Below are 18,122 nucleotides of genomic sequence, written 5' to 3'. Positions count from 1 at the left end.
CGATTGATCGCAATACGACACCGTCCGGGCCGGAAGGCCACAAACGCTCTGCTAGAATCGGCGCCACAAACAGCATCGTTCGGGTAGTTCAACGGGGCCAAAATCCCTCGTCAGGCCCCGGAGCAAGCCATGTCGATTGAGAGTTTTGTCATCGTCGGCCTCACGCGCGAGGGCCGCACGTTCCGCCCCAGCGACTGGGCCGACCGCCTTTGCGGCATCATGTCCGCCTTTGGTGCGGAAAAGCGCATGCGCTATTCGCCCTATGTACGACCCGGCTGCACGCTGAATGGCGACAAGTGCGTCGTCGTCGACAAGCGGCTGTACGAACTCGAACCGCTCGCATTCAACTTCCTCGCAAACTTCGCCAAGGACAACGACCTCAAGGTCGAAGCACTGAGCGACGAATAGTCGGCGAACCAGCACACCCGCAACACGTAGCGCAGGCTTACTATTTTGTCTGCCCAAAAACAGAAAGGGCGGCATCCCGAAGGAAGCCGCCCTTTCTTACGACCGGTTCAGCAAGAACTCAAGCAGCAGCGCCGAGAGCCTTGATCGCGGCAGACAGACGCGACTTGTGGCGAGCAGCCTTGTTCTTGTGAATGATCTTCTTGTCAGCGATCGAATCGATGGTGCTCATCGACTGTTCGAAGACTTGCTTTGCAGCAGCCTGATCGCCCGCGTCGATGGCCTTACGCACCGCCTTGATCGCGGTGCGCAGGCGGGAACGAAGGCTGGCGTTGTGCGCACGCGCCTTGAGCGCCTGGCGCGCGCGTTTGCGGGCTTGTACCGTGTTGGCCATGTTGGAACGTCCAGTTGTATTCGAGAGAAAGCCGGCGATTTTAACGACCTATTCCACAATAGGCAAGTACTTCAGTTGCCGCCAGCCATGTCGGCTGGCTATCATCGCCCACTTGGCATCCCTCGGCTCCTCCTGTGAATCTCCTTAAGGCTCTCGCGACGATCAGCGGCATGACGCTGCTATCGCGCATTCTTGGCTTCGTCCGCGACTTCGTCATCGCCCGCGCCTTCGGCGCCGGCATCGCCACCGATGCTTTCTTCGTCGCCTTCCGCCTGCCCAACCTGTTGCGGCGCCTATTCGCAGAAGGTGCGTTCTCTCAAGCCTTCGTTCCGATTCTCTCGGAATACAAGAACAAGCGCAGTGAGGCGGAAACGCGCGCCCTGATCGATCATGTGGCCAGCCTGCTCGGGGTCGCGGTCGCCTTTGTCGCACTGCTCGGCATCATCTTTGCCCCGGCAGTCATCCTGATCACCGCGCCGGGATTCTCCAGCACGCCGGACAAATTCGCGCTCACCGTCGAGCTGACCCGCATCACCTTCCCCTACATCCTGTTCATGGCGCTGGTCGCGCTCGCCGGCGGCATTCTCAATGCCTGGAGCGAGTTCTCGATTCCGGCTTTCACGCCGGTCATGCTGAACCTGAGCTTCATCGTGATGGCGCTGTTCGCCGCGCCCTACTTCGATCCGCCAGTCATGGCGCTGGGCTGGGCTGTGTTCATCGGCGGCATCCTGCAACTGGCGATCCAGATGCCTGCGCTCAAGAAGATCGGCATGCTGCCGCGCTTCCGGCTGGACTGGTCCGACCCCGGTGTGCGCCGCGTCCTCAAATTGATGGCCCCCGCAACGCTGGGCGTGTCGGTGTCGCAGATCAGTCTGTTGATCAATACGATCTTCGCCTCCTTCCTGCCCACCGGCAGCGTCTCCTGGCTTTACTACGCAGACCGGCTGATGGAGTTCCCCTCCGGCCTGCTCGGTGTCGCGCTCGGCACGATCCTGCTACCCAGCCTCTCGCGGCTGCATGCACAGGGCAATCGGGAGGAATTCTCGTCGCTGCTGGACTGGGGCCTGCGACTGGCATTGATGCTGACCCTGCCGGCCGTCGTGGGCATCGCGATCCTCTCTGTGCCGCTGGTTGCCACGCTCTTTCACCACGGCTCGTTCGGCCCAGACGACGTCGGCAAGACCAGCATCGCGCTGACGGCCTACGCAGTCGGCCTCTCCGGCATCATTCTGGTGAAGATCCTCGCGCCTGCTTTCTATTCACGGCAGGACATCAAGACGCCGGTGAAGATCGCCTTGTTGACGCTGGCCGTGACACAAGCCCTCAACCTTGCCTTCATCGGGCCGTTGAAACATGCTGGACTCGCGCTGTCGATCGGCCTTGCCGCCAGTCTGAACGCTGCACTCCTGTTCCATGGTCTGCGCAGTCGCGGCATCTTCAAACCCCAGCCCGGCTGGCGGCGGTTCGCACTGCGCCTTGCAGTGGCTTTGGTGGTGATGGCGCTGGTGTTGTGGTTCGGCATGGGCAAGGAAGCAACGTGGCTTGAAGTGCGCGGGATGAAGCGGGCGCTCTGGCTGGTGGCAGTTGTAACCGGTGGCGCGGCAAGCTATTTCGCCACCCTCTTCGCGCTGGGCTTTCGCGTCGCGGATTTCAGGCGACGCGGCTAGGGACGCGGCGTGCCGAAGGTGGCATCGATGGGTTGAATCCGACCGCGGCGGCGCGGTCGGAGACCTGATCCTTCTGGAGGCACACGATGAAGCTCTGGAGCAGCAGCATTCGCGACGGCGCGCCGATCCCCGGCGAATTCGCCTTCGCCGTCCCCGCCAGTGCGGGTCATGTCGCACTGTCGTCCAACCGCAACCCGCACTTGGCCTGGGCGGAAAATCCCGTCGGCACGAAATCCTTCGCGTTGATCTGCCACGACCCGGATGTGCCAAGTCGGGGCGACGACGTCAATCAGGAAGGGCGCACCGTGCCACTTACCTTGCCGCGCGTGGATTTCTTCCACTGGGTGGTGGTCGATATCCCGGCCGGCATCGGTGAAATCATGGCCGGCAGTTTCAGCGACGGTGTCGTGGCACGCGGCAAGCCGAGCGCCGGACCTCTCGAAACCCGTCAGGGGCTCAACGACTACACCGGGTGGTTTGCCGGCGACGCGGCAATGGCGGGCGACTATTTCGGCTACGACGGCCCCTGCCCGCCCTGGAATGATGAACTCCCGCACCGCTACGTGTTCACGCTGTACGCGCTGGACATCGAACATGTCGACGTCGCGGGTCGTTTCACTGGTGCCGACGTGCGCAAGGCCATCGACGGCCATGTCCTCGCCCAGGCCAGCATCACCGGCCGCTACACCTTGAACCCCGCTGTCACGCTCTGAGCGGGTTTGATCCCGCCACTCGCCGGAGATTGCATGCGCGACGCTCACCACGAGGCTCCGCAAGTCCGCGAGATCCTGCGGGGGAGCAGGCTGTTCGGCCAGATCGACGATGTCGCGCTGACCCAGCTGATCGAGCGTCTGAGCGTGCATCGGGTTGCGGCCGGCGACGTGGTGTACCGCGAGAGGGACGCTTCGGTCAGCATGGTGATCGTGCTGGCGGGGCGACTGCGCGTGTCACGGCGGGCGCCGGAAGGCAACCTGCTGCTCTACAACGAGCTGTGCCCGGGCGAATGCATCGGCGAGACCGGCATGATCCTGCGTCAGCCGCGCACGGCGGACGTCGTCGCACTGCGCGATTCGAGCGTCGCGGAACTGTCGCGCGAGGGGTACGAGGCACTGCTGCTGCAGAACCCGCTGGTCTTCAGCCAGATTTTTTCGCAGGCCATCTTCCATTACCTGCGCCACCTGCCGCAGCTCTCGGAGCGCAAGCGCGCACAGGCTTTCGCGGTGGTGCCGCTGCACCCGGGCGACGACGCCGGAACGCTCGCACATGGCCTGGCGCGAGCACTCTCGCACGGCCGCGTCGAGCACCTGCGACCCCCGCGCGCTGACGGTCACGCGCTGAACGAGCGCGCACTGGCCGACTTCATCGCGACGGTCGACCGCATGGAAACGTCCGCCGACTTTCTCATCTACGAGGCCGAGCCGGAGCTTTCGGCATGGTCGCGATTCGCGGTGCGCCAGGCTGATCAGGTCATCTTCGTATCGGCGAGTTCGCAAACGCCGACGGCCTGTGAACTGGAATTGCGGCTGCGCGAAGAGCCGGGCCTGAGCTTCAAGCGCCAGCACCTGGTACTGATGCACCCGCCAGGCACACGACACCCGACGCTTCCTGGGCCGTGGCGCAGCGGCCGCGACGTCGAACGCATCTACTTGCTGCGACAGGACACGGACGCCGATTTCGACAGCCTCAGCCGCTTCCTCACCGGCCACGCGGTGGGTGTCGTGTTGGGCGGCGGCGGCGCACGCGGCTTCGCCCACCTGGGGGTATTGCGGGCGCTCGAGGAAGCGGCGATTCCGATCGACCTGCTCGGTGGCAACAGCATGGGCGCGCTGATCGGTGCGCAGTACGCTTGCGGATTCGACTTCGACACGATCCGCGACATGATCCTGCGCTTCACCCGCACCGGCGAACGGCCGGCGGTGCCGGTCATTTCGGTCCTCTCCGGGCGTCGCATCGAACGGGAGCTGCGCAAGGTGTTCGGCGATACCCCGGTGGACGGACTCTGGCGCCCCTACTTTGCAGCGGCATGCAATCTCAGCCAGGCCTGCACCACCGTGCAGGAAAGCGGGCCGCTCTGGCGCGCGGTGCTGGCCAGCAACTCGCCCGCGGGCCTGTTGCCGCCGGTGCTGCATCAGGGCGACCTGCTGGTCGATGGCGCGATCCTCGACAACGTGCCGGTCGAGGCCATGCGCACCCGGCTCGGCACCAAACTCGAGAAACGCCGCGGCAACGGCACGGTGATCGCCGTCGACGTCGACGTGCGTGAAGCGCTGCAGGTCGAGGCCGACCTTAAACGCCTGTCGCCCTGGAACAAGATCAAGGGCCACCTCAAAGCGGACGCGCCCAGCATGCCCGGCATCGGCGACATCCTCTACCGCGCGAGCCACATGGGCGGTCTGACCCAGCGGGGCCGCACCATCGCCCTGTCGGACTACTACCTCGAGCCGCCGGTGGCGGAGTTCCCGCTCATGGCTTACCGACGCGCCGTAGAAATTGCGGAGGCAGGCTACCGTTACGCCACACAGGAAATCAGCCGGTGGGACCGTCTGAGCATCATTCGGTAGCTCATGCATTGCTGCCGCTCTCGCTGAGCCAGCACGAAGTCTGGCTGGACCAGCGTGCCTGGCCCGACAACGCCCACCTGGTGATCGGCGGCTGCCTGCATATGCGCGGCCCGCTGGATGTCGCCCGGATGCAGCAAGCACTCGATCGCATGGTTTGCGAATACGAGGTGCTGCGCCTGGTGCCGCACGAGAGCGGCGGCCAGCACCTGCTCGAAAGCTACCGCGCGCCGCTGATCGAGGTTGATGCTTCAGGCGCCGATGACGTGCGCACCGCCGTGCAGGCGTGGTGGGCAAAATCACTGCAGACGCCCTACCGGCTCGATGATGTGCCGCTGTGGCGCTTTGCTGTCCTGCACTTCGGGCCGCTCGAGCACTGCGCGCTGATCCAGTTCCACCATCTGGTGATGGACGGCTGGGGCACCACCCAGATCATCCGGCGCTGGAGCGAACACTATGCGGCGCTGGCATCGGGTGAGGCGCCACCGGTGGCCCAGCAGGGCCACTACCTGCGCTTCATCGAGGAATCGACCGCATACCGCAACGCCCCGGAATTCGACAAGGACGCCGCGTTCTGGCAATCGCAGCTGCCCAGCCTGCCCGCTGCGCTGTTCGACCGGCATGCGCCGGCAGCGGCCCGCGACGTACCTTCCGATACCCGGCTGCCGGCTTCGCGCCTGTCGCGTTTGCCACTCGACCGAGCCAGCTACCAGCGCATTGCCGACGCAGCGTGCGGCCCCGGCCAGACCGCCTTCTGTGTCTTCCTCGCCGCGCTCGCGCTCTATTTCTGCCGCGTGCGAGATCTGCAGGATGTCGTGATCGGCGTACCAAGTCTCAACCGCAACGGCAAACGCTACAAGGAAACGCCCGGCATGTTCGTGGGCGTGATGCCGGTGCGGATCGCCGTAGCGCCCGACGATACCGCGGCCAGCCTGATAGCCACCGTCAGCCGCAACCTGCGTGCCGCGCTACGGCATGCGCGTTACCCGCTGAGCGAAGTTGCGCGCCATCTGCACGCGATCCGCAGCCACCGCGACAGCCTTTTCGACGTGCTGCTGTCGTATGAACGGCAGGGCTACGCGGTGTCCTTTGGCGAGGCCCATGCGGTTGGATCCTGGCAATTGTTTCCCGGCGTCGCCCGCTATCCGCTCGGGATGACGGTCTGCGAATTCGATGAAGACGGCCCGCTCGACCTGGTACTGGAAGGCAGCAGCGCCTGCTTTGACGAGGGCGAGATCGACTTGCTGAGCCGCCGCCTTCGCCATGTGATCTGCGAACTGGCAGATGCCCCCGAGCGCCGCCTCGCTGAGCTGGATATCGTGCCGCGCGATGAACGCGACGCGCTGGTGACGCAGGTACATGCGCGGTTGCGACACACGGCCGATCCGCAAACCTTCGTCAGCCAGTTCGAATCGCACGCAGCGCGCACCCCCGATGCGGTGGCGCTGGTCTGGGACGAAGGCAGCATGAGCTACGCCCAACTCGACCGCAGCGCACGCGCCCTCGCCCACACGCTGCGCCGGGCCGGCGCCAGGGCGGATACGGTGGTGGCAGTGTGCATGGGGCGCTCGGCCGACGCGATCGTCGCGATGCTGGCGGTTGCCAAGGCCGGTGCGGCATTCCTGCCGCTCGACGTGGACGCCCCCGACGCCCGCCTGGCGCTGATCCTGGCCGAAAGCGCGGCCATTGCGGTGCTCACGGCACCGGGCGAGCGTCAGCGACTCAGCGCACTGCACGGAAAGGTCATCGTGGTGGGCGCCACCACAATCGCCCCGCCACAGGCGCCCGACTGGCCCGCGCCTAGCGCGCGCGATCTGGCCTATGTGCTGTTTACCTCCGGCTCTACCGGCCGACCCAAGGGCGTGATGGTGGCGCATGAAGCGCTCGCCCGGCGTGTCGCGTGGCTCGGCAGGACCTGGGCCATTACCCGCGATGACCGAGCGGCGCAATCGACCCAATTGACCTTCGATCCGGCCCTGATCGAATGGGTGGTGCCGCTCACCCATGGCGCCAGCGTTGCGTTGCCGCCTTCCGGCCGCCTTGCGCCCGAATCGACGGCAGCCTTCGCCGCACAGCACGGCGTTACGTTGATGGCCTTCGTGCCTTCGACCTTGCGTCGCTTCCTTGATGGCGCGCGCGGCCTTGATCTGCGACTACGCGTGGCCTGCTGTGGCGGCGATGTACTCACGCCAGCGCTGGCGCGTCGCTTCATCAGCGAGACTGGGGCGCGGCTGTTCAATGTCTATGGCCCCACCGAAGCCTGCATCTTCGCCACAGCATGGGAATGCAGCGCCGACACCAGCGATGCCGTACTGCCGGTGGGACGCCCGGTCGACGACTCGCGCGTCTATGTGCTGGACGCACAGCGCCGCCCGGTGCCGTTCGGCTGCCAGGGCGACGTGTATCTGGGCGGCGGCACGCTCGCGCGGGGTTACCTGAATCGCACTGATCTCGATGCGCAAGCCTTCTGCGGCGACCCGTTCGTGGCGGGCGGGCGGCTCTACCGCACCGGGGACCGCGGCAAGATCGCGATGGACGGGACGCTGCACTTCCTCGGGCGCAGCGATCGCCAGATCAAGCTGCGCGGCTACCGCATCGAACCAGCCGAGGTGGAAGCTGCCCTGCTCGCGTTTGATGGCGTCAATCAGGCGGCGGTGCGCCTGGTCGATACCGCGTTGGGACAGCGCCTTTATGCCTGGGTCGGTTCGGGCCTGCAGGACAGTGCCACGATCAGCCGCCATCTGCGCAGCCGCCTCCCCGATTACATGCTGCCGAGCGGCATCACGCTGATGCCCGCGCTGCCCCTCAACAACACCGGGAAGATCGATTACACGGCATTGCCGGAGCCGCTGACGCTGCATGTCGGCGAACCCGGCCGTGCGCCGCGCAGCCCGCTTGAGCAGGATCTGCTGGGCCTGTGGGAGGCGACGCTGAACCGGCGCGACATCGGCATCGACGATGACTTCTTCGAGCTCGGCGGCGATTCCCTTGCAGCCGTCGACATCCTTTCCGGCGTGCAGCGCCTCACCGGCAAGCAGGCATCCTTGCTGACGCTGACCGAACACCCTTCGGTCGCCGAGTTGGCGGAAGCACTGGCGAGCGGCGTCAAGCCGTCGCGACTGATGCTGCCACTCGGAGCCCAGTCGGGCGATACCACACTGTTCCTTGCGGCATCCGGGCACGGCGACCTGCTGCGCTTCCAGACCCTGGCGCATGCACTCGGGCCGCGCGTCCGGCTCTTCATGCTGCAACCGCCGCCGGACGGGTTCTCCGGGGTGTCCGACCTCGCGGCGCGCTACGCCGACGAGATGGCGAACACCACTTCGGGCGCCATCAACATTGCAGGTTTCTCGGTGGGCGGCATTGCGGCGCTGGAGGCCGCACGGCTGCTGCAGGCGCGAGGCCGCGCCGTCGAGCGCCTGATCCTGATCGACACCGTTTTCCCGAGCGGCATGCTGCGCCGCCCGCGCTTCTGGCGCCTGCTGGCCTGGCTGACGCGGCGCCTGTACGTGCAGGAACTGAGCATGAATGGCCGCCGCCTTGGCGCCATGTTCGCCGACACCGGGCTGGTGTCGCAGGTCATGGCGCTGCACGACTACCGGCCGCAAGCCTTTGCGGGCAGAGCTTGCCTCATCAAGTCATCGGGGCTCGCCAACTGGGATCGCTGGCTGTTCCGCCCGTGGCTGCAGTTGTCCGGCGAGCGCATGACAGTGCGCCAGATCGCCGGCCTGCACGGCTCGGTGTTCGATGCGGACCATGTCGATGGCCTTGCTGCGGCACTTCTCGCCGAAGTGTTCCGCGATAATTGAGGGCTATGCGCCCCCACATCCTGGATCCGGAAGAACTCGCCGCGCTGCGCCGCCGTCGCCACCTGTTCATCGCCTTGCTCGCGGGCGTGATGGCGCTGGCGCTCGCGTGGCAGTTCACGCCCCTCAAGCAGGCGCTCAAGCTCGATGACCTGATTATGGGAATCCGTCAGGCCGCCGCACGCATCGGCCCGCTCGCGGCAGTCGGGGGATTCGCGCTGGCCTGCGTCGTCGCGGTGCCGTTGAGCGTGCTGATGCTGGTGACCGTTCTCGCCTTCGGCCCGCTGCTCGGCGTCGCGTATGGCGTTACCGGCGCCACCATCGGTGCCGCGACGAGTTTCCTGATCGGTCGCAGGATCGGGCGCCGTGCCATGCAGAAACTCGCCGGCGCCCGCCTCGCCCACATCGATCGCCAGTTGGGCCGACGCGGGGTGTTGAGCGCAACGATGATCCGGCTCGTGCCCGTCGCCCCTTTTGCCGTGGTCAATATGCTTGCGGGGGTGAGCGCGATCCGGCTGCGCCATTTCCTGATCGGAAATTTGCTGGGGATGCTACCGATGACGCTTGCCAGCGCACTGTTTGCCGAACAGATCGTGCGTGCCGTGGCCCGGCCGAACGGGCTGACGCTGGCACTGCTGGGGATCACGCTGGCATTGATTGTGGCCGGCAGCGCGGTGTTGCGCCGGTGGTGGCGCGAGGCAGAGGATTGAAACGCCGGGCGTGACCGCTGCAACGGCCACGCCCTTGCGGCGTCAGGCGAGTGCTTCGAGCGCGCGCGTGGTGATCGCGTCGACGCTGCCCTGCCCGGAAATCATGCGGTACTTCGGCGCCTTCGCATCGCCGGTGGCGGCCCAGTCGCTGTAGTACTTCACCAGCGGTGCGGTCTGCGAGTGGTACACGTCAAGACGCTTCTTGACCGTCTCTTCCTTGTCGTCGTCGCGTTGCACCAGCGGCTCGCCGGTGACGTCGTCGATGCCTTCCACCTTCGGCGGATTGAACACGACGTGATAGGTGCGTCCCGACGCGAGGTGGGCACGGCGACCGCTCATGCGAGTGACGATCTCGGAATCCGGCACATCGATCTGCAGCACGAAGTCGAGCGCGACGCCCGAAGTCTTCAGCGCTTCGGCCTGCGGAATCGTGCGCGGGAAGCCATCGAACAGGTAGCCCTTGGCGCAGTCCGGCTGGGCCAGGCGTTCCTTGACGAGACCGATGATCAGGTCATCCGACACCAGTTGTCCGGCATCCATGACCTGCTTGGCCGCGAGGCCGAGCGGCGTGCCTTCCTTGATCGCCGCGCGCAGCATGTCGCCGGTCGAGATCTGCGGAATCCCGTATTTCTCGGTGATGAACTTGGCCTGGGTACCCTTGCCCGCACCCGGCGGGCCCAACAGAATCAGACGCATCTCCCCTTCTCCTGATATGTGTGGCGGCTAGCGCCAGTATCGGCAGCCGCCCTTACCCCGAACTTACCGCGCCGAGCTCAAAGCCCGATTGCGGCAGATTCGAAACTGGCCCGCACGCGGGCGAGATCTTCCGGTGTATCGACGCCCGCCGGCGGCGCGGCATCCAGCGTAATCACGCGAATCCGGTAGCCATGCCACAGCGCCCGCAACTGTTCGAGCATCTCGATCGTTTCGAGCGGCGATGGCGCCAACTGGGCGTAGCGGCGCAGGAACGAAACGCGGTAGGCGTACAACCCGACGTGACGCAGCGCACCAAGGTCGGGCGGAAGCGTGTCGCGGGACTGGGCGAACGCGTCGCGTGCCCAGGGGATTGGCGCGCGCGAAAATGTCAGCGCGTTGCCGGCAGCATCGCACACCACCTTGACGACGGCGGGGTTGAAGAACTCCGCCGCATCGTGAATCCGGTGCGCAGCCGTGGCGATCGCCGCCGAGGGCGTGTCGGCCAGCGCGCGTGCGACGGCCGAAATGAGCGCCGGATCGATCAGCGGCTCGTCACCCTGCACATTGACGACGATGGTGTCGTCGGCCCAGCCGAGCGTATCGACGACTTCGGCGAGCCGGTCAGTGCCGCTCGGATGATCCGGCCGCGTCATCAGCACCGCGCCGCCGCAGGCGCGAACCGCCGTTTCCACCTCAGGATGATCGGTTGCAACCCACACCGATTCTGCGCCAGAGGCCTGCGCGCGCTCCATCACGCGCACCACCATCGGCTTGCCGGCGATGTCAGCGAGCGGCTTGCCCGGCAGGCGCGTCGAGGCAAATCGCGCCGGCACAACGGCGTGGAAAGTGCTGGCCGCCATGCTCAGGCGCCCGCCTCATCCTCGCCCAGCGCGCGCGCTTCGTCCTCGAGCATCACCGGAATGCCGTCGCGCACCGGATACGCCAGTCGGCAGGGTTTGCAGACCAGTTCATTGGCAGCCCTGTGGAACTCCAGCGGCCCCTTGCAGAGCGGGCAGACGAGGATTTCAAGCAGCTTCGGGTCCATTCAGGCGCTCCAGTACGCGTTCGAACGCCCCTTCGCGGATCTCGGCATCAACTGGCAAGACCCAGGTTTCGCGGGGCGCAAAAGCTTGCAATTTTATCGCATCCTTTTCGGTCACCACGAGCGCATCGGCATCGCGCAAGGCCACGTCGTCGACCGTAAAGGGATGATGGTCAGGGTAGGCCTCTTCCGCGACCGGCTGCAAACCGAAATCGTGCAGCGTGGTGAAGAAGCGTTCCGGGCGCCCGATGCCGGCCAATGCCCGCAGCTTGAGCGCGGCGAATTCGCCCGGCGAACGCCGCTGGCGCGGATCGCTGAGCCGGTAGAAGGCGGTCGGCCACAGGCGCATCGAGAACACCGGGGCTGGCGGGCACTTCGCGCGCACCGTCGGCGGCAGGTCGCCATGGGCCAACACCAGCTGACTTTTCGCCAGGCGTGAGACAGGCTCGCGCAAGGGGCCCGCTGGCAGCATCCAGCGGTTGCCCATTTGATGGGCGTCGACCACGACGATCTCGACGTCGCGGCGCAAACGGTAGTGCTGCAAGCCATCGTCGGTCACCAGCACATTCACCTCCGGGTGCGCGGCACGCAAGGCCTGTGCAGCAGCGACCCGGTCGCGCCCGATCCACACCGGGCAGTTGCACCGGCGCGCCAGCAGGACGGGCTCGTCGCCGCAGACCGCCGGATCCGCAGCGGATTCGACGCCATGCACGCCTTCGGCGCTACCGCCATAACCGCGACTGACAACCCCCGGCCGCAACCCGGCCGCGCGCAAACGCTCCACAAGCCAGATCACGACCGGCGTCTTGCCACTTCCCCCGACCGCGATGTTGCCGACCACCACCACCGGAATGCCTGCGCTGTAGCTGCGCAGCAGCCCCAGGCGGAATACTGCGCGACGCAGCGCAACCAGCAGCCGGAACAGCAGAGACACAGGAAAGAGAAACGCCGCGGTCAGTCCGCGGCGTTTCCAGAAACGAGGCGCCGAACGCACGATCAGTTCTGAGCAGCCTGGGTCGCGAACGTGATCTGCGGGAGGTCGGCCGCTTGCGCGGCTTGCATGACGTCAATGACAGCCTGGTGCGGCGTCTTGGCGTCGGCATTGATGATCACCACCGGCTCCTTCTCGCTTTGCGGACGTGCGCGACGCAAGGCATCGGCGATCACCGAAGGCTCGCGGCCACCCACCGGCGCGCGGTTAACGAGCACATCGCCTGCGGCTGTGATGATCACGTCGATTTCATTCGGAATGCTCTGGGTCGCTGGCGATGCGGCCGTCGGCAGGTTGATCTCGAGCCCGGAGAATTTCGAGTACGTGGTGGTAAGCATCAGGAAGATGATGATCACCAGCATCACGTCGATGAGCGGGATCAGGTTGATCTCGACATCCTCGGTGCGGCGGCCGCGGCGAAAATTCATTGCGTGGCTCCCGGCGGCTCAGCGACGCTCGCCGTGCAGCACTTCGACCAGCTTGATCGCCTGCTGCTCCATCTCGACGACGAAATCGTCGACCTGCGCGCGGAAATGCCGATAGGCGATCAGCGAAGGGATCGCGATGATCAAGCCAAAACCGGTGTTGTACAGCGCGACCGAAATGCCGTGCGCCAGCTGCTGCGGATTGGTGCCGGAGGGTGAGGTCGAGCCGAAGATCTCGATCATGCCGATCACGGTGCCAAACAAGCCCATCAGTGGCGTGACGGTGGAAATCGTGCCCAGCGTCGTCAGGAAGCGACCCAGTTCGTGCGCCACCGCGCCGCCGGCTTCTTCGATCGACTCTTTCATCACGTCGCGCGACGCCTTGGCGTTCTTCAGCCCGGCAGCGAGCACCCGCCCCAGCGGCGAATGGTTCGCAACGCGCAGGATCAGTTCGTCGGTAATGCCGCCCTGGCGCAGGTCGCCGATGATCTTGTCGACCAGCCCGGCCGGCACGATCTTGCTGCGACGCAGTGCAACAACGCGCTCGAGGATCAGCGCAAGGGCGATGACCGACGCCACGACCAGAAAGTAAATCGGCCAACCGGCAGCCTGAATGATCGCCAACACGGGTACAGCTCCTGTAGATGCGGTGGTATCGCGAAGCTTTGGACTTTATCGCGCCGCCCCACCGCGGGCAAGTTGGATGACGCTTGTCACAATCCACAGAATCTGTGGATAAGTCGGTGAATTGAGTTGCGGCGGCACCACTAAGTAGCGGTTCCGAAAGGGATTTTCCTGCTCCGATGAAAAATGAAGCTGCGATGAAAGATCATATTTTTCAGTAACTTACAAGCCCGGATTGAATATTTGTCTGCGCGCCGCACGAATCGCCCGCCAGGCAGCGCGGGATGTGGATTCCGCTAGAATGCAGCCAATGTTTACGCGCCCCGCAAGCCCGTTTCTCCCCGCAGATCAAGTGCTGGCCGTGTCGGAATTAGTCCGACACGCACGGCGCCTGCTTGAGGGCGCGTTTCCGCTCGGATGGGTCGGCGGAGAGGTCGTGAACCTGACCCGCGCCGCGTCCGGCCACGTCTACTTCACGCTGCGCGACAGCGACGCTCAGGTGCGCTGCGTCATGTACCGCTCGCGTGCTCAATTGATCCCGTTCCGCCTGCAAGAGGGCCAGCAGGTCGAGGTGCGCGCGCTGACCACACTCTACGAGCCGCGTGGCGAATTCCAGCTGCAGGTGGAGGGCTTGCGCGCCGCCGGCTGCGGCCGACTCTTCGAAGCCCTTTTGCGCCTCAAGGAACGATTGGCAGCCGAAGGCCTGTTCGATGAAGCCCGCAAGCGCCCGCTGCCGGCCTTGCCGCGCGGGATTGGTGTGGTCACCTCGACCGCCGGTGCAGCATTGCACGATGTGTTGGTCACCCTGCGCCGCAGGGCAGCGAATCTGCGGGTGGTGATCTACCCTAGCCCGGTGCAGGGTGCCGAAGCCGGCAACCGCCTTGCCGACGCCGTTGCCAGCGCCGGACGTCGCGCGCAGGCGGACGGCATCGACGTCTTGCTGCTGTGCCGCGGTGGCGGCAGCCTGGAAGACCTGTGGGCCTTCAATGACGAAACCTTGGTGCGGACGATCGCCGCGTGCCCGCTTCCTGTCGTCACGGGCATCGGACACGAAACGGACTTCACCTTGGCCGATTTCGTCGCCGACGTGCGTGCGGCCACCCCCACCGCGGCAGCCGAACTCGTCAGCGCCGGCACGGTTGAAGCTTTGGGCGAACTGACGCGCTACGCGGCGATGCTGCCGCGTCTGGCCCAACGGCAGGTCGACCGCGCCTGGGAACGCAGCGACCGCGCACGCGCCCGCTTGCGCCATCCACGCGACCGCCTTGCGCGCCAGCAAGAGCGCGTTGACATGCTCACCGCACGGTTGCAACGCGCCGCGAACGTACGCACCGACCTGATGAAGCTGCGTGCCAGTGCGCTCGCGCAACGCTTGCGGCGCGCCGCGCCCGCCATGGCAAAGCGGCACGAGGTGCTTGCAGCGCTGCAAGGTCGGCTCGACCACGGGGTCGCAGGGCAATTGTTGCAAGGACGACAGCGCCTCGACAGTCTCGGGGCGCAACTTGGTCAGCTCGACCCAACAGCGGTGCTCGCCCGCGGCTATGCGATCGTCCGCAACCAGAGGGGGCAGGTGGTCCGCTTGGGCAGCACGCTGTCCCCCGGCGAACGCATCAAGATTGAAACAAACGACACGCATATATCGGCGCAGGTTGAAACCCTGCTCGCAAAAGGGTCGAACCCCGACCCCCTGCCCGACTAGAATCCGGAATCCAACCCACAGGAGCTTGCAAACATGGCACATACGCTTCCCGCCCTGCCCTTCGCGAAGGACGCCCTGGTCCCGCACATTTCCGCCGAGACGTTCGAGTACCACTACGGCAAGCATCATCAGGCCTACGTGACGAACCTGAACAACCTGATCCCCGGCACCGAGTTCGAGTCACTCGACCTCGAAGCCATCGTCAAGAAGGCGCCCGCCGGCGGCATCTACAACAACGCCGCGCAGGTGTGGAACCACACCTTCTTCTGGAATTCGCTCAAGCCGAACGGCGGCGGCGCCCCGACTGGCGCTCTTGCCGAGGCGATCAACGCCAAGTTCGGCAGCTTCGATGCATTCAAGGAAGCCTTTACAAAGAGCGCCGTCGGCAACTTCGGCTCGGGCTGGACCTGGCTGGTGAAGAAGCCGGATGGCAGCGTCGACATCGTGAACACCGGCCCCGCCGGCACCCCGCTGACGACCGCCGACACCGCACTGCTGACGATCGACGTGTGGGAGCACGCCTACTACATCGACTATCGCAACGCTCGCCCGAAGTTTGTTGAAGTGTTCCTCAACAACCTCGCAAACTGGGACTTCGCGGCCGCCAATTTCGGCGCGTGATCGCCTTCGAGGTGCCGGGACACCTGACCTGGCACCGCATTGAAACCCCCGGCCCGACTGCGCGCCGGGGTTGTTGCTGCGGTCGTTGCACGTCGTTTAAGGCAAGCCGGAACGGCAGCAACGCCCTTCTTGGCAGAATTCACTACAGTTCCTCGCGAAAATGCCGTGAACGCGGGAATCGGGCATTGCACCGGTCAGCCTGATGACCGGGCTGAATCACGGGAGATCAAGGTGAGCGAGGCTCAGAACCAGTCTGATGACGAACTGGAGTTCATCGACGACGAGCCGGGTTCCGGCGTCGGCGGAGGCCATGATGGCTCGCGCAAGCCGTGGCGGGTGCTGATCGTAGACGACGATCCTGACGTCCACAGCACGACGATCCTGGCGCTGCGAAACACCCAGATCATCAACCGTCCGCTGCAGTTCCTGCACACCTATTCGGCAAGTCAAACCCGTGAGTTGCTCAAGCACGAGAGCAACATTGCGGTGATCCTGCTCGACGTCGTGATGGAGAACGAGGACGCAGGCCTGCGCCTGGTCAAGACCATCCGCGAAGAGCACAGCATGAACGAGACGCGGATCATCCTGCGTACCGGCCAGCCGGGCTATGCGCCGGAAATCGACGCGATCCGCGACTACGACATCAACGACTACAAGACCAAGTCCGAACTCACACGCAACAAGCTGTACACGACGCTGACCGCGGCGATCCGCTCCTATGAACAGATCTGCACGATCAATGCCAGCCGCCGCGGTCTCGACATGATCGTTCAGGCCAGCGCCGAATTGATGGCGCTGCAAGGTGTCCGCAACTTCGCCACTGGCGTGATCACCCAGATCGCCGCGCTGCTCAGGCTCACGCCGGAAGGCTTGGTCTGCGCCCAGGATACCGGCACCGGCTCAGGGCCCGCGTCCGACGACTTAGTCGTCATTGCAGCAGCTGGGCGCTATGCCTCCCTGATCAATCAGCCCCTCGACACGATCAGCGATCCCGAAATTCGCGACGCGTTGACGCGCTGCCTGCACGACCAGCGCAACCTTTACGATGGCCCAGGTACGACCTTGTTCTTTCAGAGCAACACCCATCGTGACGTGGCCGCCTTCCTGGATACGCGTGAATCGCTCGACGACATCGACCGTCGCCTGCTGGAAGTCTTCAGCACCAACATCGCCATTGGCTTCGACAACGCCGCCCTGTTCTCGCGCTTGAACGCCTTGGCCTTTTTCGACCAGTTGTCGCGCCTGCCAAACAGGACACATTTCATCACCCAGATCGACCGCCGACTGGCCACCGATCACGGCGACCAGATCCTCGCGCTGATCGATGTGGATCACTTTGCCGAGACCAACGATGCCCTCGGGCACCGTTTTGGCGACAAGTTGCTGCAGGAAGTTGCGACCCGGCTCAAGCAGGCGCTCGATGAGCAAGTGGTGGTGGCACGGGTGTCGGGCGACACGTTCGGTATGCTCGGCACGACCGACAAACTGTCGCCGAACCAGGTCATGGCGCTCTTCGACGAACCTTTCATGATCGACGAGCAGGAACTGATGGTGTCGGTCACCTGCGGAGTGCTAAGCCTCACCGACGCGGGTCCGAGTGGCGCTGATGCACTTCAGAACGCAACCATCGCGCTCAATAGGGCGAAAGAGCGAAACCGCGGCGAGATCAACTACTTCACCCTGGACATGAGCAAGGAGATCCAAGAAAAGCACAACCTGTTGCAAGCGCTGCGCAAGGCCTTCGACAACGAACGGCTATTCCTGATGTATCAACCCCAGGTCGACCTGGTGACTCGAAGTCCGATCGGAATGGAGGCTTTGATCCGATGGAAGAAGGACAATGGCGAGTTTGTTCCGCCTGATCGCTTCATCCACTTGGCAGAAAATTCCGGTCTGATCGTGAGCATCGGCGAATGGGTCATGCGGGTCGCGTGCCACAAGCAGGCCGAACTGGCGCGCGCCGGATACCCGCACCTGCGGATGGCAATCAACATTTCTGTTGCACAGTTCCGTCATCCACGCTTCCCGTTTATGCTCAAACGAGCGCTCGACGACAGCGGTTGCGACCCGACCTGCATCGAACTTGAGATTACCGAGTCGATGGCGATGCTCGAAGCGGACTACTTGCTTCTTACACTCGAAAAACTCAAAGAGACTGGCATCACCGTTGCTATTGACGATTTCGGAACCGGATTCTCGTCTCTGGCCTACCTGCAACGCCTCAGTGTCGATCGCCTTAAGATTGATCGCGGGTTTGTCAAAGAAATTGGAGAATCCGAGCGTGGCGCGCAGATTCCGGAAATGGTGATTCAACTCGGAAATAATCTCGGGCTCAAGGTGATCGCCGAAGGCGTCGAGAAACTCGCCCAGGCCGACATGCTGCAGAAGCTCGGCTGCCATGAGGCTCAGGGCTACTACTTCGGGCGGCCGATGGAGTTCTCAAACCTGCTCGACTGGTTGGGCACACAGTCGCCTTGATCCAAG

Annotated in this window: 16 protein-coding genes; 9 read left to right on the top strand and 7 right to left on the bottom strand. The window is 64.7% G+C overall.

The genetic code is table 11. From position 1 onward, the window contains the following. The first annotated feature begins 129 nt into the window (after positions 1-129). Entirely contained in the window at positions 130-408 is a 279-nt protein-coding gene (locus GGR36_RS00700) for a DUF3579 domain-containing protein (RefSeq protein WP_183630797.1), read from the top strand. Between the two features lie 118 nt (positions 409-526). Here the strand turns inward: GGR36_RS00700 and rpsT are convergent, their stop codons facing one another. Continuing rightward, positions 527-799, bottom strand: a complete 273-nt coding sequence (gene rpsT, locus GGR36_RS00695) for a 30S ribosomal protein S20 (protein ID WP_183630795.1) — start codon at positions 797-799, stop codon at positions 527-529. Between the two features lie 134 nt (positions 800-933). Here rpsT and murJ point away from each other — a divergent pair, with 134 nt between their 5' ends. From murJ to GGR36_RS00670, 5 genes are all read left to right on the top strand, one after another. Then, a complete protein-coding gene (gene murJ / locus GGR36_RS00690) occupies positions 934-2,466 on the top strand; it encodes a murein biosynthesis integral membrane protein MurJ (protein ID WP_183630793.1) in 1,533 nt (510 codons plus the stop codon). Between the two features lie 86 nt (positions 2,467-2,552). Further along, positions 2,553-3,179, top strand: coding sequence for a YbhB/YbcL family Raf kinase inhibitor-like protein (locus GGR36_RS00685; protein ID WP_183630791.1), 627 nt, complete (start codon positions 2,553-2,555; stop codon positions 3,177-3,179). A gap of 33 nt (positions 3,180-3,212) precedes the next feature. Beyond that, entirely contained in the window at positions 3,213-5,027 is a 1,815-nt protein-coding gene (locus GGR36_RS00680; RefSeq protein WP_183630789.1) for a cyclic nucleotide-binding and patatin-like phospholipase domain-containing protein, read from the top strand. Further along, positions 5,000-8,833 (top strand): non-ribosomal peptide synthetase, encoded by a 3,834-nt coding sequence (locus GGR36_RS00675; RefSeq protein WP_183630787.1) that lies wholly within the window; start codon positions 5,000-5,002, stop codon positions 8,831-8,833. Before GGR36_RS00680 ends, GGR36_RS00675 begins: the two co-directional genes overlap by 28 nt. Before the next feature lie 5 nt (positions 8,834-8,838). Beyond that, on the top strand, positions 8,839-9,540 hold the full coding sequence (locus tag GGR36_RS00670; protein WP_221229469.1) for a TVP38/TMEM64 family protein: 702 nt from the start codon (positions 8,839-8,841) through the stop codon (positions 9,538-9,540). A 42-nt stretch (positions 9,541-9,582) separates the two neighbouring features. Here the strand turns inward: GGR36_RS00670 and adk are convergent, their stop codons facing one another. The 6 genes from adk to GGR36_RS00640 all read right to left on the bottom strand — a co-directional run bounded on the left by adk (position 9,583) and on the right by GGR36_RS00640 (position 13,321). Further along, positions 9,583-10,236, bottom strand: a complete 654-nt coding sequence (adk, locus tag GGR36_RS00665) for an adenylate kinase (protein WP_183630783.1) — start codon at positions 10,234-10,236, stop codon at positions 9,583-9,585. A gap of 77 nt (positions 10,237-10,313) precedes the next feature. After that, positions 10,314-11,096 (bottom strand): 3-deoxy-manno-octulosonate cytidylyltransferase, encoded by a 783-nt coding sequence (gene kdsB, locus GGR36_RS00660; protein WP_183630781.1) that lies wholly within the window; start codon positions 11,094-11,096, stop codon positions 10,314-10,316. Between the two features lie 2 nt (positions 11,097-11,098). Continuing rightward, positions 11,099-11,281 carry a Trm112 family protein gene (locus GGR36_RS00655; RefSeq protein ID WP_183630779.1) on the bottom strand — a complete coding sequence of 61 codons (183 nt, stop codon included), beginning with the start codon at positions 11,279-11,281 and terminating at the stop codon, positions 11,099-11,101. Next, positions 11,262-12,272 carry a tetraacyldisaccharide 4'-kinase gene (lpxK, locus tag GGR36_RS00650; protein WP_338086602.1) on the bottom strand — a complete coding sequence of 337 codons (1,011 nt, stop codon included), beginning with the start codon at positions 12,270-12,272 and terminating at the stop codon, positions 11,262-11,264. The genes GGR36_RS00655 and lpxK overlap by 20 nt, the downstream gene beginning before the upstream one ends. Positions 12,273-12,274: 2 nt before the next feature. Continuing rightward, positions 12,275-12,697 (bottom strand): ExbD/TolR family protein, encoded by a 423-nt coding sequence (locus GGR36_RS00645; protein ID WP_183630777.1) that lies wholly within the window; start codon positions 12,695-12,697, stop codon positions 12,275-12,277. Between the two features lie 18 nt (positions 12,698-12,715). Further along, positions 12,716-13,321: a MotA/TolQ/ExbB proton channel family protein gene (locus GGR36_RS00640; RefSeq protein ID WP_183630775.1), complete on the bottom strand. Its 606-nt coding sequence runs from the start codon at positions 13,319-13,321 to the stop codon at positions 12,716-12,718. A 307-nt stretch (positions 13,322-13,628) separates the two neighbouring features. Here GGR36_RS00640 and xseA point away from each other — a divergent pair, with 307 nt between their 5' ends. The 3 genes from xseA to GGR36_RS00625 all read left to right on the top strand — a co-directional run bounded on the left by xseA (position 13,629) and on the right by GGR36_RS00625 (position 18,116). Then, positions 13,629-15,017 carry an exodeoxyribonuclease VII large subunit gene (xseA, locus tag GGR36_RS00635; RefSeq protein ID WP_207064345.1) on the top strand — a complete coding sequence of 463 codons (1,389 nt, stop codon included), beginning with the start codon at positions 13,629-13,631 and terminating at the stop codon, positions 15,015-15,017. Between the two features lie 33 nt (positions 15,018-15,050). After that, positions 15,051-15,638, top strand: coding sequence for a superoxide dismutase (locus GGR36_RS00630; protein ID WP_183630771.1), 588 nt, complete (start codon positions 15,051-15,053; stop codon positions 15,636-15,638). Between the two features lie 231 nt (positions 15,639-15,869). Further along, positions 15,870-18,116, top strand: coding sequence for an EAL domain-containing protein (locus tag GGR36_RS00625; RefSeq protein ID WP_207064346.1), 2,247 nt, complete (start codon positions 15,870-15,872; stop codon positions 18,114-18,116). Positions 18,117-18,122 lie beyond the last annotated feature (6 nt).

The sequence above is a fragment of the Niveibacterium umoris genome, assembly GCF_014197015.1.
GTDB lineage: Bacteria > Pseudomonadota > Gammaproteobacteria > Burkholderiales > Rhodocyclaceae > Niveibacterium > Niveibacterium umoris.
Note: the sequence above shows the minus strand (reverse complement) of the source record. Positions and strands in the feature narration are given on the sequence as shown.